General features: G+C 35.8%; 26 protein-coding genes. All 26 read left to right on the forward strand.

Annotated elements, in window-relative coordinates; translation table 11 throughout:
• The 26 genes from fliJ (at position 1) to G532_RS0101600 (ending at position 20,915) form a co-directional block, all read left to right on the forward strand.
• Positions 1 to 447, forward strand: coding sequence for a flagellar export protein FliJ (gene fliJ / locus G532_RS0101475; RefSeq protein WP_035512347.1), 447 nt, complete (start codon positions 1 to 3; stop codon positions 445 to 447).
• 4 nt (positions 448 to 451) lie between these two features.
• Positions 452 to 1,033: a hypothetical protein gene (locus G532_RS0101480; RefSeq protein ID WP_027963189.1), complete on the forward strand. Its 582-nt coding sequence runs from the start codon at positions 452 to 454 to the stop codon at positions 1,031 to 1,033.
• A 28-nt stretch (positions 1,034 to 1,061) separates the two neighbouring features.
• Positions 1,062 to 2,402, forward strand: a complete 1,341-nt coding sequence (locus G532_RS0101485; protein WP_027963190.1) for a flagellar hook-length control protein FliK — start codon at positions 1,062 to 1,064, stop codon at positions 2,400 to 2,402.
• A gap of 6 nt (positions 2,403 to 2,408) precedes the next feature.
• On the forward strand, positions 2,409 to 2,870 hold the full coding sequence (gene flgD / locus G532_RS0101490) for a flagellar hook assembly protein FlgD (protein WP_027963191.1): 462 nt from the start codon (positions 2,409 to 2,411) through the stop codon (positions 2,868 to 2,870).
• A complete protein-coding gene (locus tag G532_RS0101495) occupies positions 2,860 to 3,240 on the forward strand; it encodes a TIGR02530 family flagellar biosynthesis protein (RefSeq protein WP_027963192.1) in 381 nt (126 codons plus the stop codon). Before flgD ends, G532_RS0101495 begins: the two co-directional genes overlap by 11 nt.
• 82 nt (positions 3,241 to 3,322) lie before the next feature.
• Complete coding sequence (gene flgG, locus G532_RS0101500; RefSeq protein WP_027963193.1) at positions 3,323 to 4,123, forward strand: flagellar basal body rod protein FlgG; 801 nt, start codon at positions 3,323 to 3,325, stop codon at positions 4,121 to 4,123.
• A gap of 38 nt (positions 4,124 to 4,161) precedes the next feature.
• On the forward strand, positions 4,162 to 4,389 hold the full coding sequence (locus G532_RS0101505) for a flagellar FlbD family protein (RefSeq protein WP_027963194.1): 228 nt from the start codon (positions 4,162 to 4,164) through the stop codon (positions 4,387 to 4,389).
• Positions 4,373 to 4,795 (forward strand): flagellar basal body-associated FliL family protein, encoded by a 423-nt coding sequence (locus tag G532_RS0101510; RefSeq protein WP_027963195.1) that lies wholly within the window; start codon positions 4,373 to 4,375, stop codon positions 4,793 to 4,795. Before G532_RS0101505 ends, G532_RS0101510 begins: the two co-directional genes overlap by 17 nt.
• 31 nt (positions 4,796 to 4,826) lie before the next feature.
• Entirely contained in the window at positions 4,827 to 5,822 is a 996-nt protein-coding gene (gene fliM / locus G532_RS0101515) for a flagellar motor switch protein FliM (RefSeq protein ID WP_027963196.1), read from the forward strand.
• A complete protein-coding gene (gene fliY / locus G532_RS0101520) occupies positions 5,815 to 7,038 on the forward strand; it encodes a flagellar motor switch phosphatase FliY (protein WP_027963197.1) in 1,224 nt (407 codons plus the stop codon). Before fliM ends, fliY begins: the two co-directional genes overlap by 8 nt.
• Positions 7,039 to 7,053: 15 nt before the next feature.
• Positions 7,054 to 7,416, forward strand: coding sequence for a response regulator (locus G532_RS0101525; protein WP_027963198.1), 363 nt, complete (start codon positions 7,054 to 7,056; stop codon positions 7,414 to 7,416).
• 96 nt (positions 7,417 to 7,512) lie between these two features.
• The gene (locus G532_RS15550) at positions 7,513 to 8,139 is read left to right on the forward strand and encodes a flagellar biosynthetic protein FliO (RefSeq protein WP_169513890.1); all 627 of its coding nucleotides are present in this window, start codon (positions 7,513 to 7,515) and stop codon (positions 8,137 to 8,139) included.
• The gene (gene fliP, locus G532_RS0101535; RefSeq protein WP_027963200.1) at positions 8,132 to 8,800 is read left to right on the forward strand and encodes a flagellar type III secretion system pore protein FliP; all 669 of its coding nucleotides are present in this window, start codon (positions 8,132 to 8,134) and stop codon (positions 8,798 to 8,800) included. Before G532_RS15550 ends, fliP begins: the two co-directional genes overlap by 8 nt.
• A 19-nt stretch (positions 8,801 to 8,819) precedes the next feature.
• Positions 8,820 to 9,089, forward strand: coding sequence for a flagellar biosynthesis protein FliQ (gene fliQ / locus G532_RS0101540; protein WP_027963201.1), 270 nt, complete (start codon positions 8,820 to 8,822; stop codon positions 9,087 to 9,089).
• Between the two features lie 2 nt (positions 9,090 to 9,091).
• Positions 9,092 to 9,871, forward strand: a complete 780-nt coding sequence (gene fliR, locus G532_RS0101545) for a flagellar biosynthetic protein FliR (protein WP_027963202.1) — start codon at positions 9,092 to 9,094, stop codon at positions 9,869 to 9,871.
• A gap of 1 nt (position 9,872) precedes the next feature.
• Positions 9,873 to 10,961 carry a flagellar biosynthesis protein FlhB gene (gene flhB / locus G532_RS0101550; RefSeq protein WP_027963203.1) on the forward strand — a complete coding sequence of 363 codons (1,089 nt, stop codon included), beginning with the start codon at positions 9,873 to 9,875 and terminating at the stop codon, positions 10,959 to 10,961.
• A 22-nt stretch (positions 10,962 to 10,983) separates the two neighbouring features.
• Positions 10,984 to 13,017 (forward strand): flagellar biosynthesis protein FlhA, encoded by a 2,034-nt coding sequence (gene flhA / locus G532_RS0101555; protein WP_027963204.1) that lies wholly within the window; start codon positions 10,984 to 10,986, stop codon positions 13,015 to 13,017.
• Positions 13,017 to 14,162, forward strand: coding sequence for a flagellar biosynthesis GTPase FlhF (gene flhF / locus G532_RS0101560; RefSeq protein WP_027963205.1), 1,146 nt, complete (start codon positions 13,017 to 13,019; stop codon positions 14,160 to 14,162). The genes flhA and flhF overlap by 1 nt, the downstream gene beginning before the upstream one ends.
• On the forward strand, positions 14,156 to 15,061 hold the full coding sequence (locus G532_RS0101565; protein WP_027963206.1) for a MinD/ParA family protein: 906 nt from the start codon (positions 14,156 to 14,158) through the stop codon (positions 15,059 to 15,061). Before flhF ends, G532_RS0101565 begins: the two co-directional genes overlap by 7 nt.
• A 5-nt stretch (positions 15,062 to 15,066) precedes the next feature.
• Complete coding sequence (locus tag G532_RS0101570) at positions 15,067 to 16,146, forward strand: protein-glutamate methylesterase/protein-glutamine glutaminase (RefSeq protein WP_035512348.1); 1,080 nt, start codon at positions 15,067 to 15,069, stop codon at positions 16,144 to 16,146.
• A complete protein-coding gene (locus G532_RS0101575; protein WP_027963208.1) occupies positions 16,136 to 18,166 on the forward strand; it encodes a chemotaxis protein CheA in 2,031 nt (676 codons plus the stop codon). Before G532_RS0101570 ends, G532_RS0101575 begins: the two co-directional genes overlap by 11 nt.
• Positions 18,167 to 18,178: 12 nt before the next feature.
• Positions 18,179 to 18,652, forward strand: coding sequence for a chemotaxis protein CheW (locus tag G532_RS0101580; RefSeq protein ID WP_027963209.1), 474 nt, complete (start codon positions 18,179 to 18,181; stop codon positions 18,650 to 18,652).
• Positions 18,653 to 18,672: 20 nt separating this feature from the next.
• Entirely contained in the window at positions 18,673 to 19,302 is a 630-nt protein-coding gene (locus G532_RS0101585; RefSeq protein ID WP_027963210.1) for a chemotaxis protein CheC, read from the forward strand.
• Complete coding sequence (locus G532_RS0101590; RefSeq protein WP_027963211.1) at positions 19,295 to 19,792, forward strand: chemotaxis protein CheD; 498 nt, start codon at positions 19,295 to 19,297, stop codon at positions 19,790 to 19,792. The genes G532_RS0101585 and G532_RS0101590 overlap by 8 nt, the downstream gene beginning before the upstream one ends.
• Complete coding sequence (locus G532_RS0101595) at positions 19,792 to 20,139, forward strand: hypothetical protein (RefSeq protein ID WP_027963212.1); 348 nt, start codon at positions 19,792 to 19,794, stop codon at positions 20,137 to 20,139. Before G532_RS0101590 ends, G532_RS0101595 begins: the two co-directional genes overlap by 1 nt.
• Before the next feature lie 17 nt (positions 20,140 to 20,156).
• Complete coding sequence (locus G532_RS0101600) at positions 20,157 to 20,915, forward strand: FliA/WhiG family RNA polymerase sigma factor (protein ID WP_027963213.1); 759 nt, start codon at positions 20,157 to 20,159, stop codon at positions 20,913 to 20,915.
• The last annotated feature ends 12 nt before the right edge of the window (positions 20,916 to 20,927 follow it).

Genomic DNA, 20,927 nt, shown 5'->3' on the forward strand with positions numbered 1-20,927 from the left:
ATGAATGGGTATGAAACATTAAATAAGTTACTTCAAATAAAGAAAAATGAAATGGAAGAATATCAAGTTGCTTATAATCGAGCGCAAGATTTTTTTGAGTCCGTAGCAACAGACCTTTATGATTTATTAAAAGAAAAAGAAGAGTTGTTTGCTTCCCAGCAAGATAAGATGAAAAAAGGGCTACAAGTTGAAATGCTAAGACAGTTTCATAATTATGAAGCTACATTAATATCAAAAGAAGAAAAAGTGCAACTTAAAGTACACCAAGCTCGAACCAATATGCAAAAGAAACAAGAACAACTTAAAGCTGCTCATACAGAAGTGAAGAAGTATGAAAAATTGATAGAACATCGTAAGAAAGAAATGAAAGATGCGGAATTACATAAGGAAACTAATTTTCTAGATGAAATCTCAGTTCAACAATATGCTCGTAGCAACCAAGGGTGATGACATGGCTAATGAAAAATCAAACAAACAATCGAATAAGCTTCAATGGTTTTTGTTCGTAATTGTAATACCTGTTGTGTTTGCCATTACATTGATGATGGTAGTTGCAACGATTATGGGTGTAAACCCAATCAAAGCGGCCCAGGACTTTGGAAGTAACGTGCCAGTCATATCATCATTTATTACTGATCCTGAAGAGGAGCAAAACGAACAGGAAGTAGCTGAATATGAGGCTACTGTCCAAGATCAACAGACAACCATAGATAATTTAGAGTCTCAACTAACCTCTAAAGATCAAGAAATTGATGAATTAATTGAACAAGTAAACGTACTAGAACAACAGCTCGAAGCTGACGAAGAAGGAAGGCTTAGTAGGTCAGAAGCAACAGATAGATTAGCTAGGTCATATGCGGAAATGGAAGCCGAGAGAGCATCTGCTATTATTGTCGAGATGGAGCAACCATTAGCATTGGACATCTTAGAACAAATGAATGACGAGCAACGTGGTGAAATTTTAAGCGGTATGGAATCTAGCGTAGCTGCGAATTTCTCTAACGCATTAATTCGAAGATCAGAAGTAGATTAAGTCTACTTCATTGAAGGGGGGTGAAAATATGAACGCGATGATGCTTATGTCGTTAGGTTCAAATGTAATGCAACCATCTAAAGCTAATTCTGCACCAGGTTCTACTAGTCCTAAGGCAATGTTTGGAGAGTTACTTGCAAACACAAGTGAATCGAAAAATCACGTTTTAATGGATTCTGATAAGGGTGGTTCATTAGAAGAATTAATGAAAAACCTGGAAGAAATTTTTTCAGAATTAGTAGGTGAACTTGAAGAATTAACAGATGGTCCTTTGAGCGAATTAAGTGGGGAAGAATTGTTAGAGGCTATACCCGATGACGTGTTGGACTCACTTATATCTAACTTAAATGAGCTTTCTGAACTAAATGATCAAAAGCTTGAAAGTGTACTTGAGGGCTTGTCAAACGAATTAGGACTTGATGAAACATTAAACGTGTTAGGTAAAGCACTAACAGAATCTTTGATCAATCAGATCGAGACGGGTTCAGAAGGTAGTAATCAAATGAACCCGGAAGAGATTGCAATGTTTGTTTTACCAGGCCAGTCTTCTCAAAATGTATTAAGTAATTCAAATGGAAACACAGATAGCTCAATGCAACAGAAAACAGAGTCAGTTTTAGCAAGGCTAGCATCTATAGTGATGCAAACAAGCCAATCAAATCAACAACAAGCTGATTCTAAATGGCAACAGTTATTACAACAAGTTCGTGCAGTAAAAGAAGAACAAATGAATCTTTCGCAGTTACAAGGAAGACAAAGCACCGATGGTAAAACAATTCGACAAGCCATTCATTCTATTCTTAATGAGAATCAGGTAAATGGACAAGATCGAAACTCACAAATGTCGTTTGGACAAGTGAGAGCCGATCAAGGGGAATGGTCTAATCAAATGTCAAAAGTAGAGCAGTTTACTATTCACATCAATAGACCTTCTGTTGGAACTAGTAGTAACCAATCTAGTCAGCAACAGATGATTGAACAGTTACAAAAAATTATTCAATCTTCTCAATTTGGAAAAACGAATGGTACGAATCAACTGAACATTCAATTGAAACCAGCTAACCTAGGTAATATGTCTTTACAGTTTACCCAGGTGGATGGACAAACGATGGTTAAGATCAGTGTTATGTCTTATGCTGCAAAAGAAATGGTAGAGAGTAATTTAAACCAACTAAGACATATGTTTCAACCAAACCAGGTAGTAGTTGAAAGACAAGTAGATCAGTCAAATGCTGATTATACAAAACAACAATCTGCAGAGGAAGAGAAACAAGATGAGCAAAGCAGAGAGCAACAAGCATTAGCGGATGATGAACAGGAAGAGGTAAGCACAAACTTTAAAGATTACTTATTCCAAGAGGAGGTGTAAAGCTATATGAAAGTTGATGATTCCTTATTTTTGGCTAATAACACTCAGAAACGAGAAGGAAATAATGAGCTGGACCGTGATTCGTTTCTACAAATACTTATGACACAGCTTACGAACCAAGACCCCTTAGACCCTATGGATGATAAGGATTTTGTGGCACAAATGGCAACCTTTTCTCAGTTAGAACAAACCATGAATATGTCTTCTAATATTGAAGGTTTCATGCAACAACAAAGTTATTCTAACTTCCTACAATATTCGAACTTAATTGGACAAGGCGTATCTTATGCGGAGCAAGATTCTCAAGGTTCTATGATTGGTGAAGGTACGGCCAGAGTCGACTCTGTTAGAAAAGAAGGAGACGATATCTTAGTGTCCTTAAGTAATGGGAAAGAAATCAGTGCATCGCAAGTTATACAGATTGGTGAGGTTAACTTAGATCAAGAGGTGGAAGAAGATGAATCATAAAATCAATCCACTGCATCACCAGCAACCATTACCTATGCATTCCGTGCAAAAACCGAAACAAGCTGAACCAACTAAAAGCTTCCAATCATTCCTTCAAGATGCTGCGACAACGGAATTAAAAGTTAGTAAACATGCTCAAAAACGTTTAGATGAGAGAAATATTGAAATCCCAGCAGACAAATGGAATATGATTGAAGATCGTATGATGGAAGCAAAGCAAAAAGGTGTAACGGATTCTGCGATTATTTTAGATGATGCAGTGTTAGTTGCTAGTACGAAAAACAATACTATTATTACTGCAATGAATCGAGAAGAAGCTAGTAATCAATTACTTACTAATATTAATGGAACTATATTAATGCAAGAATAAACTGGCTGGACCGAGAGGAAGCCAAAATACTGCTGACCGATTGAAGCAGTAAAAATACAATTTCCGGAAGGATGAAAAATTTATGTTACGTTCAATGTATACAGGAATTTCAGGAATGAGCGGGTTTCAAAATAAACTAGATACGGTATCTAATAATATTGCAAATGTTAATACGTTTGGTTTTAAAAAAGGGAGAACTACATTCTCTGACTTAATGAGTCAAACTTCACAAGGTGCTGCTGCTCCTGCAAATGGATTAGGAGGACGTAATCCAATGCAAACAGGGCTAGGTACTTCTGTAGGTAGTATTGATAACATCCACACTCAAGGTAACGTACAAACAACAAACCGACCATTAGACTTAGCGATTGAAGGAGATGGTATGTTCAAAGTAGCAGAAGAAGGTGGAGGTAACCCTCAGTACACTAGAGCGGGTAATTTTTACTTGGATGAAGCTGGTGATATTGTTAACTCTTCTGGTTATTATTTGATGGGGGACGGCGGAGTTGCGAATATAACTATTCCTGACGACGCGCAAAGTTTCGATATTTCCCCAACTGGAATAGTAAACTATGTTGATGAAGATGGGGCAGTACAAGAGGCAGGTCAAGTTACTGTCACTCAATTCTCAAATCCTGAGGGTCTTGAGAAAGCTGGCGGCAATATGTTTTTAGCTAGTAATAACTCAGGGGAAGCTGTAGACACTACCCCAGGTGCTGATGGAAGTGGCGAATTATACACTGGTGCCTTAGAAATGTCTAACGTTGATTTAGCAGAAGAGTTCACAGAAATGATTACTTCACAACGTGGTTTCCAGGCAAACACGCGTGTGATTACAACTTCAGATGAAATCTTGCAAGAGTTAGTAAACTTAAAACGATAGGAGGGTAGGGGGCTGACTTAGGTTAGCCCCGCCTCATTATGATTGAAGTGACTAGATTAGATGATGAAGTGATGGTAATCAACGCTTTGTACATAGAAAAGATTCAAGCATTACCAGATACAACGATTAGCCTTTCTAACGGAAAAAAGTATTTTGTAAAAGAACCAGTCGATCAAGTAATTAATCTCGTAACAAATTATTATAAGCAGATTGGGTTAATGGATCTGCAAGCAAAGGTAGTGGAACAAAATGACGAAACCAATTAAAATCATGCTTACTGCACTAATTACTTTAACAATTATTGGGGTCATTACAATTGTCATATTATTATTTGTAGATTCGGGTGATATGGAAGAAGGAGAACGTACAGTAGAAGATATGGTTGAGAATTCATTTGTTACAGAAGAAATAACGACAGACCTTGCTGATGGGAATTTTGTAAGAATACAATTTCGAATTGTTACAGACAACAATGATGCAAGCGAAGAGTTACAACAAGGTGATTTCTTTCAGTTAAATGACCGTATTATTCAAGAGTTGACGGTAATGCAGGAAGATGATTTTCGTAATGAGTTAGAGTATGTAAAACAACAAGTACAAGACAGTTTAAATGATATTTTAAACCAAGGAATGGTAACGGATGTTTATATTGTTGAAAAAGCAGTTCAATAAGTAGAAATGAAATGGATAGGAGGTGAGATCATTGTCTGAAGATGTACTCTCGCAAGGAGAGATTGATGCGTTACTTTCGGCGATTTCAAGTGGCGAAATGGATGCAGAAGAACTTAAAGAACAAGACGAGCCAGAGCGAAAAATAAGAGACTATGATTTTAAACGTGCTTTACGATTTTCTAAAGACCAGATTCGTGGTTTAACACGTATACATGAGAATTTTGCAAGGTTACTTACATCTTTCTTTGCAAGTCAATTAAGATCTTATGTAAATATTTCATTAGCTTCTGTAGATCAAGTACCCTATGAAGAGTTTATTCGCTCTATGCCTCAGCGGACAGTTTTAAACATATTCTCCGTTGAACCATTAGAAGGAAGATTACTTTATGAAGTAAACCCTAGTCTTGCCTATGCAATGTTAGACCGAATATTAGGAGGAAGAGGGTCAGGGTTAAATAAAATTGAAAATTTAACAGAAATTGAATCGCGTATTATGACCCGGAGTTTCGAAAAAGCTTTTGAAACATTAGAAGAGGCTTGGTCCTCCATGGTAGATATTGATATGGTTTTAGAAGAATTTGAAATTAACCCTCAATTTATTCAAATGGTCTCACCGAATGAAACTGTTGTTATTGTTTCATTGAACGCGACTATTGGTGAGACTAGTGGAATGATGAATATTTGCATTCCCCACATGGTTTTAGAACCGATTATTTCAAAACTATCGGTACATTATTGGATGCAAAATGAATCTAGTAAAAGTAATCCAGAAGACTATGAACATTTATCAAAGAACCTAGTCAAAGTGGATGTAGAAGCTACAGCAGTTCTCGGTGAGTCAACTATTTCAGTAGAAGAACTTATGCACTTAGCAAATGATGATGTAATTATGTTAAATCAGAAAATCGATGATCCGTTAACATTACATGTGAATGATGAACCAAAATTCTATGTCCAGCCTGGTCAGAGAAAGAAAAGCCTAGCTGTTCAAATCCTAGATGAAATTAGGGGGGAAGACGATGAATAAAAATGACGACATGCTATCTCAAGAAGAAATTGATGCCCTTTTGAATGATAGCAATGAGCAAGAAGAAGACCATTCCGAGTCAAATAACTCAAATACGGATGAGAAAAATGAAAGTTCCTTAGATGTAAGTGAATACTTAACTGATGTAGAAATTGATGCTATCGGAGAGTTGGGGAACATTTCATTTGGAAGTTCTGCAACAGCATTGTCTTCATTATTAAATCAAAAAGTGGAGATAACGACTCCAACTGTATCTGTTATAAGTGAAAGTGCACTTGGTGAAAACTTTCCATCACCGCATGTGGCAGTAGCTGTTGATTATACAGATGGGTTTGAAGGTAGTAATTTGTTTGTGATAAGAAGTGCTGATGCCGCAATTATTGCTGACCTTATGCTTGGAGGAGATGGCACGTCACCAAATGACGAGCTTGGAGAAATACAACTAAGTGCAGTTCAAGAAGCAATGAACCAAATGATGGGATCTGCAGCTACTAGTATGTCCTCGGTCTTTAATAAGAAAGTAGACATTTCTCCACCAAAAATCTCATTACTAGACGTAGCATCCGGCGAAGGTGTTGATTATGTTCCAAATGAACAAGTGTTTACAAAGGTGTCCTTTCAGTTACAAGTTGGAACATTAATTGATTCAAATATAATGCAATTGTTACCAGTTGATTTCACTAAAGCTTTTGTAAATGAATTAATCAATTCTAATAATGAGGAACCGGCAGCTGAGGAAGAACAAATTCAACCTAAAGAAACAGAAGCCCCTCAGCAAGCTAGTGAGCCAAGCAAAAAGGAACCGACACGAACCGAAACTTCTGCATCAAACAGGACAGAGAATGCAAGCCCACAGCAACTGGGTAATTCCCATTTTCAAAAGTCTGAGGCGGAGAATGTAGAAAATGCTCAATTTGCAGAATTTGAGCAACCTTCAAACTTACAAGCACATGAGAAAAGAAACCTTGATTTATTAATGGATATTCCATTAAATGTATCAGTAGAGCTTGGTAGATCAAAAAGAAGCATTAAAGACATATTAGACCTTAGTACAGGTTCGATTGTTGAATTAGATAAATTAGCTGGAGAACCAGTTGATATATTAGTCAATAACAAGTTAATAGCTAAAGGTGAGGTAGTAGTTATTGATGAAAACTTTGGGGTAAGAGTATCCGATATACTAAGCCAATCTGAACGACTAAAAAAACTACGTTAATACGGGGGAACTAAGATGAGTAACAGAATACTAATTGTAGATGATGCAGCTTTTATGAGAATGATGATTAAGGATATTTTAGAAAAAAATGATTACGAAGTGGCCGGAGAAGCAGAAAATGGCCAGGAAGCAGTAGAGCAATATAACGAGTTAAAGCCTGACTTAGTAACTTTAGACATTACAATGCCTGAAAAGGACGGTATTACAGCACTTAAAGAGATCTTACAGGAGCACCCTGATGCAAAAATTATCATGTGTTCTGCTATGGGGCAGCAAGCAATGGTAATTGACGCAATTCAAGCTGGGGCGAAAGACTTTATTGTTAAGCCATTTCAAGCAGATCGGGTAATCGAAGCGATTAGTAAAGCATTAAGTTAAACTACGTTAGGATAGGTAAATATGAAAGTATTCAAACTTGTAATAGGGATTATAGTATTCATAAGTATTTGGCAAATGCCCATAGAGGGAAAAGTGTTGGCAAATAACGGAAATGTATCTGATTGGTTTGAGGAAGATACAGAAGAAGATGACCAAGATGAAGAAGAAAGTGAGCCTGGTACTTCGGAAGATGAATCAGATGCAGAAGAACAATTACCAGCTGCAGAAGAAGATGAAGAACAGGCTATTGGTGAATCGAATCGCTCTTTATTTCTAGACTTTGTGAGAATGATAATAGCGTTAGTTTTGGTTCTTGCTTTAATATATTTTCTTCTTAAATTCTTACAGAAACGAACAAGAATTTATCAACAATCTCGTGCACTTGAAAATATAGGTGGAGTTTCCCTTGGCGCAAATAAATCAGCTCAAATGGTACGGGTTGGTAATGAATACTTTTTATTGGGCGTTGGAGATGATGTTCAGTTCTTATCGAAGATTGAAGATCAGGAAACAATTGATAAGATGTTAGAATCAGAAGCACCTCAACAGAAACAGCAGAATACTTTCCAGTCCTTATTGCAAAACTTTCAAAATAGAAATCGTAACCCATATCAAGATGATGATTCTAAGAGACAATTTAAAAATGAACTAGAGACGATGAAGAGTACACGTGAACGAGTGATGAAACGATACCAAGATAGGAATGACCGCAGCGATGAATGATTTTGTAAATTTATTCTCAGAAAATGACCCTGCATCTATTTCAACAGCAGTTCAGTTACTAATTTTAATGACTGTTTTGACACTAGCGCCGAGTATATTGATCCTTATGACATGTTTCACGAGGATCATTATAATCTTATCATTCGTTCGTACTTCGTTAGCAACACAGCAAATGCCTCCAAATCAAATACTGATTGGGTTAGCATTGTTTCTTACTTTTTTTATCATGGCACCTACTTTTTATGAAGTAAATGATCAAGCATTACAACCTCTGTTCAATGAAGAGATTGAACTGGAAGAAGCTTATGAAGAAGCGAGTATGCCTTTCAAAGAATTTATGGCAGAGCATACACGCCAAAAGGACTTAGCTTTATTTATGGATTATGCTGGAGTGGAGTCACCGGAAAGCTTAGAAGACATTCCACTCACTTCACTTGTTCCAGCTTTTGCTATTAGCGAATTAAAAACGGCTTTCCAAATGGGCTTTATGATATTTATTCCGTTTCTGGTGATTGATATGGCAGTGGCAAGTGTACTTATGTCCATGGGTATGATGATGTTACCGCCAGTTATGATTTCGCTTCCGTTTAAAGTATTATTGTTTGTGATTGTGGATGGGTGGTATTTAATTACCCATTCCGTTTTAGAAAGTTATATATAGCGTAGGGAGAAGGGTATGAATGACTCCAGAGATGGTAATTGCATTAGCTGAAAGAGGAATATACACGATATTAATTGTCGTAGGTCCATTATTAATGATAGCTTTATTTGTTGGTTTGACTGTTAGTATCTTTCAGGCAACCACTCAAATACAAGAACAGACACTAGCATTTATTCCTAAGATTGTTGCAGTGTTTGTTGGGATTGTCGTATTAGGTCCGTGGATGCTTCAAAGGATGATTGAATTCACAATTAGTATATTTAACAATATTCCGAATGTAGTTGGTTAACGATGTTAGAATTAATTGATTTTGCTAGAGTTCCTGCATTCTTTTTAATCGTTGCTCGCTTAGCTGGGTTTTTCATGCTTGTACCTTTTTTCTCCTACCATACAATCCCTATGATGCACAGAGTTGGGTTTGTAATGATTCTCGCTTGGATCATGTATTTCTCAATAGATATTCCTCCATTACTAATTGATGGTCAATACATAATAATGTTATTAAAAGAATTACTAGTAGGGCTATTAATTGGCTTAGTCGCGTATGTGATACTTGCAGCTGTACAAATCGCAGGAGGGTTTATCGATTTTCAAATGGGCTTTGCAATTGCGAATGTGGTAGACCCGCAAACTGGAATTCAAAGTCCAATTGTTGGACAATATTTTTATATTTTTGCATTACTGTTTTTAGTTGCAACAGATGCTCATCACTTACTGATCGATGGAATATTTTACAGTTATCAGTTCATCGAGTTTAACGATATGATCCCAATTCATGATGATTCATTTCCGGAATTTATGATGATTACAATGGGTAGCATGTTTACAATCGCCTTTCAAATGGCCATTCCAATTGTAGGAACATTATTCTTGGTAGATATTGCGTTAGGTATGATCGCTAGAACTGTTCCACAAGTAAACGTATTTGTAGTTGGACTCCCATTGAAGATTTTCGTAAGTTTTGTAGTAATCTTTATTTCATTTGGATTCTTTGCATTATTAATTAATCAATTATTTGAATATATGTTTTATGCAATGCGTGATTTAATGCAAATAATGGGAGGGGCATAATATGGAACTATTACGCCTTAATCTACAATATTTTAATGAAGGTCAAGAGAAGACGGAGCAAGCTACACCAAAGAAGCGACTTGACTCTAGAAAAAAGGGTCAAGTTGCAAAAAGCCAAGATGTAAATACTGCTATTCTATTATTCTTTGTATTCATCTTTTTATTTGTCTTTGGTTCCTTCATGGGTGAAACACTTATGGGGATATATACATATGCATTTACTGAATTTATTCATTGGGATCTTACAGAGTCTAATGTTCAACAAGTCTTTTTTCAAATGACAATTGAAGGTTTAAAAGTTGTCCTACCTATTATGGCAGTTGCAATAGTTGGAGCACTGATATCAAATTACCTACAGATAGGGTTTCTATTCACAGGGGAACCAATCAAGTTTGACTTAAAAAAGGTTGACCCGATTAAAGGTATTAAAAGGATATTTTCTGTTAGAGCTCTAGTAGAGTTTTTAAAATCTATGTTGAAAATTTCCTCTATAGGTACTGTTTGTTTTTTTATTATATGGATTCATCGACACGAATTAATGATGTTATCACAGAAGACGATTTTAGAATCTATAACATTTTTTGGCCAACTAACTGTATTAATTGGGGTAGCTGCTTCCATTATGTTAATGATAATTTCTGTAATTGATTATCTGTACCAGCGTTATGACCATGAAAAAAACATAAAGATGTCAAAGCATGATGTGAAAGATGAACATAAAAACATTGAAGGAGATCCCTTAATAAAATCTCGAATGAAAGAAAGACAAAGGCAAATGGCTCAGCAGCGAATGATGAGTGAAATTCCTTCTGCTGATGTAGTAATTACTAACCCAACTCACTACTCTATTGCTATTAAATACGATGAAGCCAAATCCGATGCACCTTATGTGGTTGCAAAGGGCGTTGATTACATAGCCTTTCGTATTCGTGATGTGGCACAGGCGCACGGCGTGATGAAAGTGGAAAATAGACAATTAGCACGTGGGTTATATCAAACAGTAGAAATCGGTGAGGCAATTCCTGAAGATTTCTATCAAGGTGTTGCGGAAGTATTAGCATATGTTTATAAGTTGGAAAAGCAAGCTTAAAGGAATGAAATGAGGTTTGAAAATGTCAGCAAGAGATCTGTCTGTCCTGTTAGGGGTTATTTTAATAATTGTTATGTTAGTAATCCCACTTCCAGGCTGGTTATTAAGCATTTTAATACTAACAAATATTTCACTAGCACTTCTCGTAATTCTAGTAACAATGAATACGACGGAAGCGTTAGAATTTGCTATTTTTCCATCTTTATTATTACTATTGACTCTTTTCCGCTTAGGTTTAAACGTTTCAACTACTAGATCAATTCTTTCTGATGCTGAAGCAGGTGGCGTTATAGAGACCTTTGGTAATTTTGTAACTGGCGGTAATCCTTTTGTTGGTTTTGTTATTTTCTTAATTTTAGTTATTATCCAATTTATAGTTATTACAAAAGGTGCCGAAAGAGTTTCAGAAGTTGCAGCAAGATTTACTTTAGATGCGATGCCTGGTAAACAGATGAGTATAGACGCTGATTTAAATGCTGGTATGATTACAGAACAACAAGCAAAAGAACGTCGAGAGAAAATTGAAAATGAAGCAGATTTTTATGGTGCTATGGATGGTGCCAGTAAATTCGTAAAAGGTGATGCCATCGCTGGTATTGTTATTGTTCTTGTTAATATTATCTTTGGTTTCATTATTGGAATGACCCAATTTGGCTTAAGTGCAGCTGAAACAGTAGACGTATTTTTACGATTAACGGTGGGAGATGGATTAGTATCTCAGATTCCTGCTCTATTAATAGCTACTGCTACAGGTATTATAGTAACTAGAGTAGCTGCAGAAGGAAACTTATCCCATGATGTAACAGGACAACTGTTTCGTTATCCACAAATGCTATATGTAGCAGCTGGAACAATATTCTTCCTTGGGTTTACACCTATTAACTTTCTATTAACCTCATTATTAGCAGGTGTTTTGACTGTAGGGGGCTTATATTTATCTAGAATGCAAAACAAAGAAGTAGAAGATCAACAAGATCTAGAACAAGAGCAGGAAGAAGAAAAAGAAATCAATACACCAGAAAATGTTGTTCAGCTATTAAATATGGATCCTATTGAGTTTGAATTTGGTTATGCATTAATCCCTATAGCTGACACAAACCAAGGTGGAGATTTATTAGACCGAATCGTAATGATCCGAAGACAGCTTGCATTAGAGCTAGGACTTGTCATACCAGTAGTTAGGATTCGAGATAATATTCAATTGAACCCGAATGAATACCAATTAAAAATAAAAGGAAACGAAGTAGCAAAAGGTGAACTCTATATGAATCACTATTTGGCAATGAGCCCAGGTATGGATGATGATTCGATTGAAGGAATCGATACAATAGAGCCTGCATTCGGATTACCTGCAAAATGGATTAATGAAGAAATGAAAGATGAAGCGGAGTTATCAGGATATACAGTAGTAGATCCACCTTCAGTTGTATCTACTCACATCACGGAAATAATAAAAGAACATGCTAGTAAGTTATTGGGTCGACAGGAAACACAGCAATTGGTTGACCATTTAAAAGAAACATACCCAATCCTAGTTGATGAAGTGACTCCTGAACCGTTATCAATTGGAGATATTCAAAAGGTATTAGCAAAACTATTAGATGAACAAGTTTCGGTAAGAAATCTTCCAATAATTTTCGAAACATTAGCTGATTATGGAAAAATGACCAATGACACGGACTTATTAGCTGAATATTGTCGTCAGTCTTTATCTGTCCAACTTACGAAGCAGTATTCATCTGATGACTATAAAATGAAAGTAGTAACCCTTTCTCCACAAGTAGAAAAGAAGATTGCCGAAAACGTACAACAAACAGAACATGGGAATTTCTTATCTATGGACCCAGAAACACAACAAAAACTAATTGAAATAATTCATAAACAAGCATCTCAAGCCTTCGGACAAGATTCTGCTCCAGTTATTCTATGTTCTCCTGCAGTGAGGATGTATGTGAAACAAATGATTGGAAGATATCTGACGGACGTTGTCGTGTTATCTTATAACGAACTGGAACCAGATGTTGAAGTAGAAAGTGCAGGGGTGGTGAATATCTAATGAAAGTTAAAAAGTATACAGCAAACACAATGCCTGAAGTAATGAAACACGTAAGAAAAGAACTTGGAGAATCAGCTGTCATCTTGAATTCTAAAGAAGCTAGAACCAAGGGTGTACTAGGCTTTTTTAGAAAAAAGCAAATTGAAGTTTTGGCAGCCGTAGATCCACAGCCAGTTCCGAAAAGAAAAAAGAGTCAACAAACAAAAGTTAAAAGCTTTGAAACGAATCACTCTGCTCCTAAAACAAAAGATAAAGAGTTTGCACAACAGCTGACAGCTAATAAAAACCTATTAGACGAGATTAAATCATTAAAGCAAGAGATTAATCAAAGACCATATTCTAGTTCGGGAGTACCAAGCGATCTTCAGCTAGCTGTAGAAATATGTGAAAAACAAGGTATTAATTCTGATATACAAGATGAATTAATAGATTACCTGTTAGAAAAATATTATGCAGCAAATAAAAACCTTACTGATGAAGATATTCGTAGCCATGTTCATACTTTTATTAAAAATTTCATAACTCCAGGTGTTCCTAAAGATCTTAATCTCGAAGCGAAACATATCTATCTGTTTGGTCCAACTGGTGTAGGGAAAACAACCACTGTAGCAAAACTGGCTGCAGATGCGGCTATTAATAAAGGAAAAAGTGTTGCTTTTATTACAATGGATACGTACCGAATCGCAGCGATTGAACAACTTAAAACATATGCAAAAATATTAAATATTCCTGTTGAAGTTGCCTATAATACGGAAGATTTTCATGCTGCTAAAGAAAAATTTAAAGACAAAGATCATGTTTTTATAGATTCTGCTGGAAGAAACTTTAGAAAACCTGAATATACGGAACAAATTAAATCCTTTGTCAATTTTGAAACAAATGACGAACTATATTGTGTCCTAGCTTTAACAGCTAAAGAAAAAGATCAGGATGACATTTACCAAAAATTTAGTGAACTCCCTGTAAAGAAAGTAATATTTACAAAAGCGGATGAGACGATTCAATATGGTTCCATTTTAAATCTTTGGAAAAAACATAAATTTGAAATTTCCTTTATAACGTTCGGTCAAGATGTTCCAGAAGATATCCAAGATGCGGATGCGGAATCGATCACCAAAATGATTGTTGGTGAACAATTATGGTAAATGACCAAGCTCACCAATTAAGAAACAAAATGAAAAAGGGCGTACATGTGAATGCAGAAAATGCTCCTCCCGTAAACAAACACCAAGCACACACCATTGCGATTTTTAGTGGTAAAGGGGGAGTCGGGAAATCTAATTTCGCTTTGAATTTTGGATTAGGTCTTTGTAAACAAGGCAAAAAAGTTTTAATCTTTGACTTAGATATAGGAATGGGAAATGTTGATATTCTCTTAGGAGTGCACCCAATCCATTCCTTAACAACAATGTTAGAGAAAAAATTGCAAATTTCTGATATTATAGAACAAGGACCAGATAATTTGTCATATGTTGCCGCAGGTACAGGATTAACAGATTTTTTTCATATGAACGAGGAAAAATATAATTATTTTGTTCAAGAATTAGATCATGTCACCTCTAAGTACGACTATATTTTGTTTGACTTAGGTGCTGGGATGACTGAAGAACATATGGCATTTATCAATTCTTCAGATGAGTGTTTTGTAGTTACCACAACAGAACCTCCATCCATAACAGACGCGTATGCTGCAATAAAGCAAATGGTGATACATAGTCCAAATGTCGATTCATTAAAACTTTCCTTACTTGTAAATCGAGTAGAATCAAAGCAAGAGATGAAAGCTGTGTACGAAAAGTTAGAACAAGTAATCAATAAATTCTTGGATTTTAACATCCATTTACTGGGATCACTACCTGATGATCCTTTTGTTACACAAGCAGTAAAAAAACAAGTGCCATTTATTGAACTTGATCAAAGAAGTGCAGTAAGTAAAACCCTATTTAAAATAGTGTTAGATTATTTAAGACTTAAAGAAGAGATCCCACAATCGGATCAATCATTTATTAATAAACTTACATCAATCTTTAAGAAAAGAGGTTGATTAACATGAAGAAAGTGTTAATCATCGATGACTCAGCTTTCATGCGTAAAGTAATCAGTGACATTATTAATAGACATGAACAGTTAGAAGTAGTCGGAACAGCAAGAAATGGAGAAGACGGGTTATTAAAGGTAGGAAAATTGAAGCCAGATGTCGTAACATTAGATATTGAAATGCCGGTATTAAATGGACTTGAAGCTCTAGAACAGATTATGAAGCAAAACCCCTTACCTGTAGTAATGTTATCTAGTTTAACGACTGAAGGCGCCAAAAGTACGATAGAAGCATTAGAGCTAGGTGCAGTTGATTTTGTACAAAAGCCATCAGGGGCAATTTCATTAGATATTGAAACAATTGAAGCAACTATTAATCAAAAAGTCCTTGCAGCTACTAATGCAAATTTGAAGGAAAGTGAGAGAAAGCCACGTACTCAAGGTCATCAACTACGTGTTACAGATGAAGTTAAACCAAACTTCAACCATCTGAAGACAGTTGTAGCAATCGGTGTTTCTACTGGAGGGCCAAAAGCTTTACAGCAAGTTATAAGTAACTTACCGAAAAATATTAATGCACCAATTTTTATTGTTCAACATATGCCTGCTAAATTCACTGCTTCCCTTGCAGAACGTTTAGATCGTCTCTCCTCTGTACAAGTAAAGGAAGCGGTACATGGTGAAATTGCAAAAAATGGTGTAGTATACATAGCTCCAGGAGACTATCATATGACTCTTAAACAAGTAGGACGCTCCATAGCAGTAAATATTGATCAAGAAGATGTTATCAATGGGCATCGACCATCCGTTAACAAACTCTTTAATTCTTTAAGTGAATTAAAACAAACGAACAAAATTTTAAGTGTGTTAACAGGTATGGGGAGCGATGGGAAAGATGGAGTGAAGAATTTAATACAAAAAGATCCATCAACATATGTAATAGCTGAATCTTCAGAGAGTGCAGTCATCTATGGAATGCCAAAAGCAATTATAGAGAATGGATTAGCAAATGATATTCAATCAATAAATAGAATTGCAGATCATATCAATAAAGCTGTACCTAATGAAGGAGGTAATAGATATGGAAACTAATCAATATTTAGATGTATTCATAGATGAAAGTAAAGACAATCTTCAAGTTGTAAATGACAAATTATTAGAATTAGAAAAAGAGCCAACAAACATATCACTTGTCGAGGAGATCTTTAGAGCTGCTCATACTTTAAAAGGGATGTCAGCCACAATGGGTTATGAGGATTTAGCAGACTTAACTCATAAAATGGAAAATGTGCTTGATGCAATCAGACATGAGCAAGTAAATGTAAGTACTAGCCTTTTAGATGTCTTATTACAATCGCTTGAATATTTAGAAGAAATGATCATGGATATTGCAGATGGTGGAGAGGGTAAAAAAGATGTTTCTAAAGTTGTAACTCAATTACAGGCTATTGAAGCAGGAGAGCAACCTATTTCTGAGGTAGAAAGCAATGCAGCTACGTTGGCTGAGTCACCTGTAGACCATCAAATGAAGGTAGATCAATTTGAAGAAACCGTTATTCACCAAGCTACTTCAGATGGCCAACAAGTTCACTACATAAAAGTAACCCTATCGGAAGACTGTATGTTAAAAGTAGCAAGAGTATATATGGTTTTTGAAGTATTAGAACAAAATGGGGAAGTAATTAAATCTGTACCAAGTGTAAGTGAATTAGAAGATGAAAACTTTGATCAGTCTTTTGAAGTTATACTTGTGACAGGAATTTCAGAAGAGGAATTAGAAGCTAAGATTATGAAAGTTTCCGAAGTCTCTGAAGTTAAGATTGAAGACTTCAACAAATTAATGGTTGATCAGCCAACAGTTGAGCAAAAAGCTATAAAAGAAACTGAAATTCAAGAAGAAGAAGCAGAGATTAATCAAAATAGTAAGACTAGTGAAGATGGAACGAAGAAAAAGTCTGCAGGAAATAAAACAATCAGAGTAAATATTGACCGGTTAGATGTACTAATGAACCTTTTTGAGGAGTTAGTAATTGATCGAGGACGATTAGAACAGATCTCTCAAGAGCTAGACCACAATGACTTAAAAGGGACTGTGGAAAGAATGTCCCGCATTTCTGGAGATCTACAAAATATTATACTAACGATGCGAATGGTTGCTATCGACCAAGTGTTCAATCGATTCCCTCGGATGGTTAGGCAACTTACTAGAGAGTTAGGCAAAGATATAAACTTACAGATCGAGGGCGCTGAAACGGAATTAGACCGTACCGTTATAGATGAAATTGGTGATCCATTAGTACATTTAATTCGAAATGGGATTGATCACGGAATCGAAATGCCTGAAGAGAGAAAAGCAGCTGGAAAACCTGAAACTGGTCAGCTATTGTTAAAAGCTTATCACAGTGGTAATCATGTGTTTGTTGAGATCAAAGACGATGGACAAGGTATTAATCAAGAAAAAGTTATTAAGAAAGCTTTAGAAAATGGTGTGATTACCAGTGAACAAGTTGGGAATTTAACTGATCGTCAAGTGAATGAATTAATTCTAGCGAGTGGATTTTCAACAGCAGATGAAATATCTGATATATCTGGTCGTGGCGTAGGGTTAGATGTTGTTAAGAATACAATTGAATCGTTAGGTGGGTCAATTGAAATTGATTCTGTCTACGGAAAAGGTACAACTTTCTCTATACAATTACCACTTACATTATCGATCATTTCAGTTATGTTAGTAATCGTTCAAGATGAAACATATGCTGTTCCATTATCTTCAATCATTGAAACGGCAGTTATTAAAGATACGGACATTATGAAAGCACATAATAAGAGAGTCATTGACTTCAGAGGTAGTATTGTACCTTTAGTCGATTTAAAAGAAGTTTTTGAAGTACCTTCCAACGGTAAAGAGCAAGATGAATTCTATTCTATAGTAATTGTAAGAAAAGGCGATCAGATGGCTGGCTTAATTGTCGACTCATTTATCGGTCAGCAGGAAATTGTTCTAAAAGGATTAGGAAATTATTTAACAGACATCTTCGCAATTTCCGGAGCAACGATCTTAGGGGATGGAGAAGTCGCCTTAATTGTTGATAGTAACGCACTTATAAAATAGGAGGGACAAGCAATGACTGAAGAAAATGTAATGAATGAAAAGGTAATCGTATTTAAGTTACAAGATGAAGAGTATGGTGTACCAGTTTCTTATGTTGGTTCAATTGAACGAATGCAAGAGATTACTAGGGTGCCAAAAGCCCCGACTTTTGTAAGAGGAGTGATCAACCTTCGAGGAATTGTTACTCCAATAATCGACCTTCGAGAGCGTTTTGAATTAGAATTAACAGATTATACTGATTCTACAAGAATGATAATCGTAAGTATTGAAGATAAAGATGTAGGCATGATTGTTGATGGGGCAAATGATGTGTTAGATATACCGGTAGAGGCAATTGAGCCACCACCCGAAGTTGTAGGTTCAGTTGACGTGGATTATATTCGAGGTGTTGCGAAAATCGATAAGCGTTTATTGATTTTACTTAACTTAGATAAAGTGCTATCAAAAGAGGAAGTTAGTAAACTTGAAACAGTTGAAAGTTCTTAAGAATCGATGGGAGATTTGTGATGAGTCATCAGGAGTTAAATAATATTCAATTGGATGTATTAAAGGAAATCGGTAACATTGGTGCAGGTAATGCGGCTACTTCTTTGTCACAATTATTAAATCGCTCGGTTCAAATGACCGTACCGGTAGTGAACATCGTATCTTTTGATGAAATGATGGAAGAAGTTGGCGGATCAGATGATATGAAAGCTGCTGTGTTTGTTCGAGTTGATGGGGATGTACCAGGTAGTATGTTCTTTATAATAGCGCCTGAGGAAGCTGATCTATTTATTCAGATGATGTTAGATTCACCTTCTGCATCTTTGGAATCGCATGATGAGATGGCAGCTTCTGCTTTTTTAGAGTTAGGTAATATTTTAACAGGGTCATACTTAAGAGCATTATCTGACTTTACTCAACTCGAAGTCATACAATCTGTACCAACGGTGGCAATAGATATGGTAGGAGCTATGCTAACTCAAGGTTTAATTGAAATCTCCACAGAAACAGATCAAGCAATTATGATTGAAACGGTATTACACGATATTGAAGGATTAGAGAGAGAAATGACTGGCCATTTCTTTTTACTACCAAACCCAACTTCATACGAAACAATCTTTAAATCTTTAGGGGTACAATCAAATGACTAGCGTGGCTACCATGACGAAGGTTGGGATTGCAGATTATAATGTTGTAGAATATCCAAACACTATTATGACCGCTGGGTTAGGTTCATGTATAGGGTTGGTGTTGTATGATGAAAGGAAGAAAGTTGCTGGGCTTGTTCATGTAATGTTACCGGACTCAACAATGTCACGAACAACAAGTTTTAATGGCGCAAAATTTGCTGATACTGGTATCCAATTGCTTATAGATTCTTTAACGGAGCTTGGAGCGAGAGAGAGCAGGTTGAAAGCCAAAATGGCTGGAGGAGCCCAAATGTTTGACGTGAAAAGCAGTAATGAACTAATGCGTATTGGAAATAGAAATACAGAAGCGGTAAGGTCATTATTGGAAGATAGAAAGATTCCAATTATATCAGAGGATGTTGGTGGGAATAAAGGTAGAACAATTGAATTTTTATTGGATTCATTTCAACTGAAAATTAAGACAATTAAAGAAGGCGTGACTTACATCTAATGATTGGATCTATTTGGTGGAACATTTTAATTGCAACTTCAACAAGTGTATATGTGTTTTTATTATCCATTACCATTAATGATCCCAGTCATGCACTTGTAAAAGCACTACTATTTTTTGTTTTTTCCTTTCTTTTTATGTTTATATTTAGAAAAATATTGACTTTCAGTTTACGAAACAAAGAAGATTCATATAAAGTGAAGCACGTTGATATGGAAAATACATCGAATGATAAAAATGATCAGCAAAACAACAAAAGTCAAAGTGAGTCAGATGAAATCGATTCAGAACAAGCTGCTGAAGCAGTGAGGTCAATGTTACAATCAGACCAACAAGATGAATCATAAGTATGGGGGTTCTACAAATGAAAGAAACTTCATCCTCTTTAGCTTCCACTTGGAAAAAATGGCAGGAAACAAAGGATCAAGCGGCCGGTAACTTCTTGGTCGAGCATTATATGCCATTAGTAAATTATCAAGTGAGCAGAATATATTCACATTTACCAAAAAACATTGAGGTACAAGATGTAAGAAGTCTGGCTTTTATGGGATTAGTAGATGCGTTGGAGAAGTTCGATACATCTAGAGACTTAAAATTCGATACATATGCTTCTTTTAGAATTCGTGGTGCAATCATCGATGGTTTAAGGAAAGAAGACTGGCTTCCAAGGTCTGTTCGAGATAAGTCTAAATCAATCGAACAAGCCTTTGAAGTGCTTGAGCAAAGATTACAACGAGAAGCTTCACTGGAAGAAGTTGCTGAATACTTAAGTATGGACGAAACGGAAGTTGCAGAAGTAGTAAAAGACACTTTTTTTGCGAATGTCTTATCAATAGAAGATAAAACAAGTGATACAGAAGATGAACAACGTGAAAGCTTAAGAAATACAATACGGGATGAGGAAATGGAAACCCCTGACCAGTCGTACGAAAAACAGGAGAGCATTCAGGCGATCTTGGCCAAAATGAAAATATTAAACCAAAAAGAACAATTGGTTTTAAGTTTATTTTACAAAGAAGAATTAACTTTAACCGAAATTGGAGAAGTTATGGATTTATCTACTTCAAGAATCAGTCAAATTCATAGCAAGGCTATCACACGATTACGAAATGAACTTACGTAATGTATTTTTCTA

The organism is Halalkalibacillus halophilus DSM 18494, from assembly GCF_000423105.1.
GTDB classification, from domain to species: Bacteria; Bacillota; Bacilli; order Bacillales; family Alkalibacillaceae; genus Halalkalibacillus; species Halalkalibacillus halophilus.

Bases quoted from the DNA above. Each gene is read 5' to 3' on its own strand.
- G532_RS0101595 (WP_027963212.1), top strand. From the start codon at position 19,792: ATGATTGGATCTATTTGGTGGAACATTTTAATTGCAACTTCAACAAGT.
- flhA (WP_027963204.1), top strand. From the start codon at position 10,984: ATGTCAGCAAGAGATCTGTCTGTCCTGTTAGGGGTTATTTTAATAATT.
- G532_RS0101505 (WP_027963194.1), top strand. From the start codon at position 4,162: ATGATTGAAGTGACTAGATTAGATGATGAAGTGATGGTAATCAACGCT.
- fliQ (WP_027963201.1), top strand. From the start codon at position 8,820: ATGACTCCAGAGATGGTAATTGCATTAGCTGAAAGAGGAATATACACG.
- G532_RS0101495 (WP_027963192.1), top strand. From the start codon at position 2,860: ATGAATCATAAAATCAATCCACTGCATCACCAGCAACCATTACCTATG.
- G532_RS0101525 (WP_027963198.1), top strand. From the start codon at position 7,054: ATGAGTAACAGAATACTAATTGTAGATGATGCAGCTTTTATGAGAATG.
- flgG (WP_027963193.1), top strand. From the start codon at position 3,323: ATGTTACGTTCAATGTATACAGGAATTTCAGGAATGAGCGGGTTTCAA.
- G532_RS0101575 (WP_027963208.1), top strand. From the start codon at position 16,136: ATGGAAACTAATCAATATTTAGATGTATTCATAGATGAAAGTAAAGAC.
- G532_RS0101480 (WP_027963189.1), top strand. From the start codon at position 452: ATGGCTAATGAAAAATCAAACAAACAATCGAATAAGCTTCAATGGTTT.
- G532_RS0101510 (WP_027963195.1), top strand. From the start codon at position 4,373: ATGACGAAACCAATTAAAATCATGCTTACTGCACTAATTACTTTAACA.
- fliR (WP_027963202.1), top strand. From the start codon at position 9,092: ATGTTAGAATTAATTGATTTTGCTAGAGTTCCTGCATTCTTTTTAATC.
- fliY (WP_027963197.1), top strand. From the start codon at position 5,815: ATGAATAAAAATGACGACATGCTATCTCAAGAAGAAATTGATGCCCTT.
- flhF (WP_027963205.1), top strand. From the start codon at position 13,017: ATGAAAGTTAAAAAGTATACAGCAAACACAATGCCTGAAGTAATGAAA.
- G532_RS0101570 (WP_035512348.1), top strand. From the start codon at position 15,067: ATGAAGAAAGTGTTAATCATCGATGACTCAGCTTTCATGCGTAAAGTA.
- G532_RS0101590 (WP_027963211.1), top strand. From the start codon at position 19,295: ATGACTAGCGTGGCTACCATGACGAAGGTTGGGATTGCAGATTATAAT.
- fliJ (WP_035512347.1), top strand. From the start codon at position 1: ATGAATGGGTATGAAACATTAAATAAGTTACTTCAAATAAAGAAAAAT.
- G532_RS0101585 (WP_027963210.1), top strand. From the start codon at position 18,673: ATGAGTCATCAGGAGTTAAATAATATTCAATTGGATGTATTAAAGGAA.
- G532_RS0101580 (WP_027963209.1), top strand. From the start codon at position 18,179: ATGACTGAAGAAAATGTAATGAATGAAAAGGTAATCGTATTTAAGTTA.
- fliP (WP_027963200.1), top strand. From the start codon at position 8,132: ATGAATGATTTTGTAAATTTATTCTCAGAAAATGACCCTGCATCTATT.
- flhB (WP_027963203.1), top strand. From the start codon at position 9,873: ATGGAACTATTACGCCTTAATCTACAATATTTTAATGAAGGTCAAGAG.
- G532_RS0101600 (WP_027963213.1), top strand. From the start codon at position 20,157: ATGAAAGAAACTTCATCCTCTTTAGCTTCCACTTGGAAAAAATGGCAG.
- G532_RS0101485 (WP_027963190.1), top strand. From the start codon at position 1,062: ATGAACGCGATGATGCTTATGTCGTTAGGTTCAAATGTAATGCAACCA.
- flgD (WP_027963191.1), top strand. From the start codon at position 2,409: ATGAAAGTTGATGATTCCTTATTTTTGGCTAATAACACTCAGAAACGA.
- G532_RS0101565 (WP_027963206.1), top strand. From the start codon at position 14,156: ATGGTAAATGACCAAGCTCACCAATTAAGAAACAAAATGAAAAAGGGC.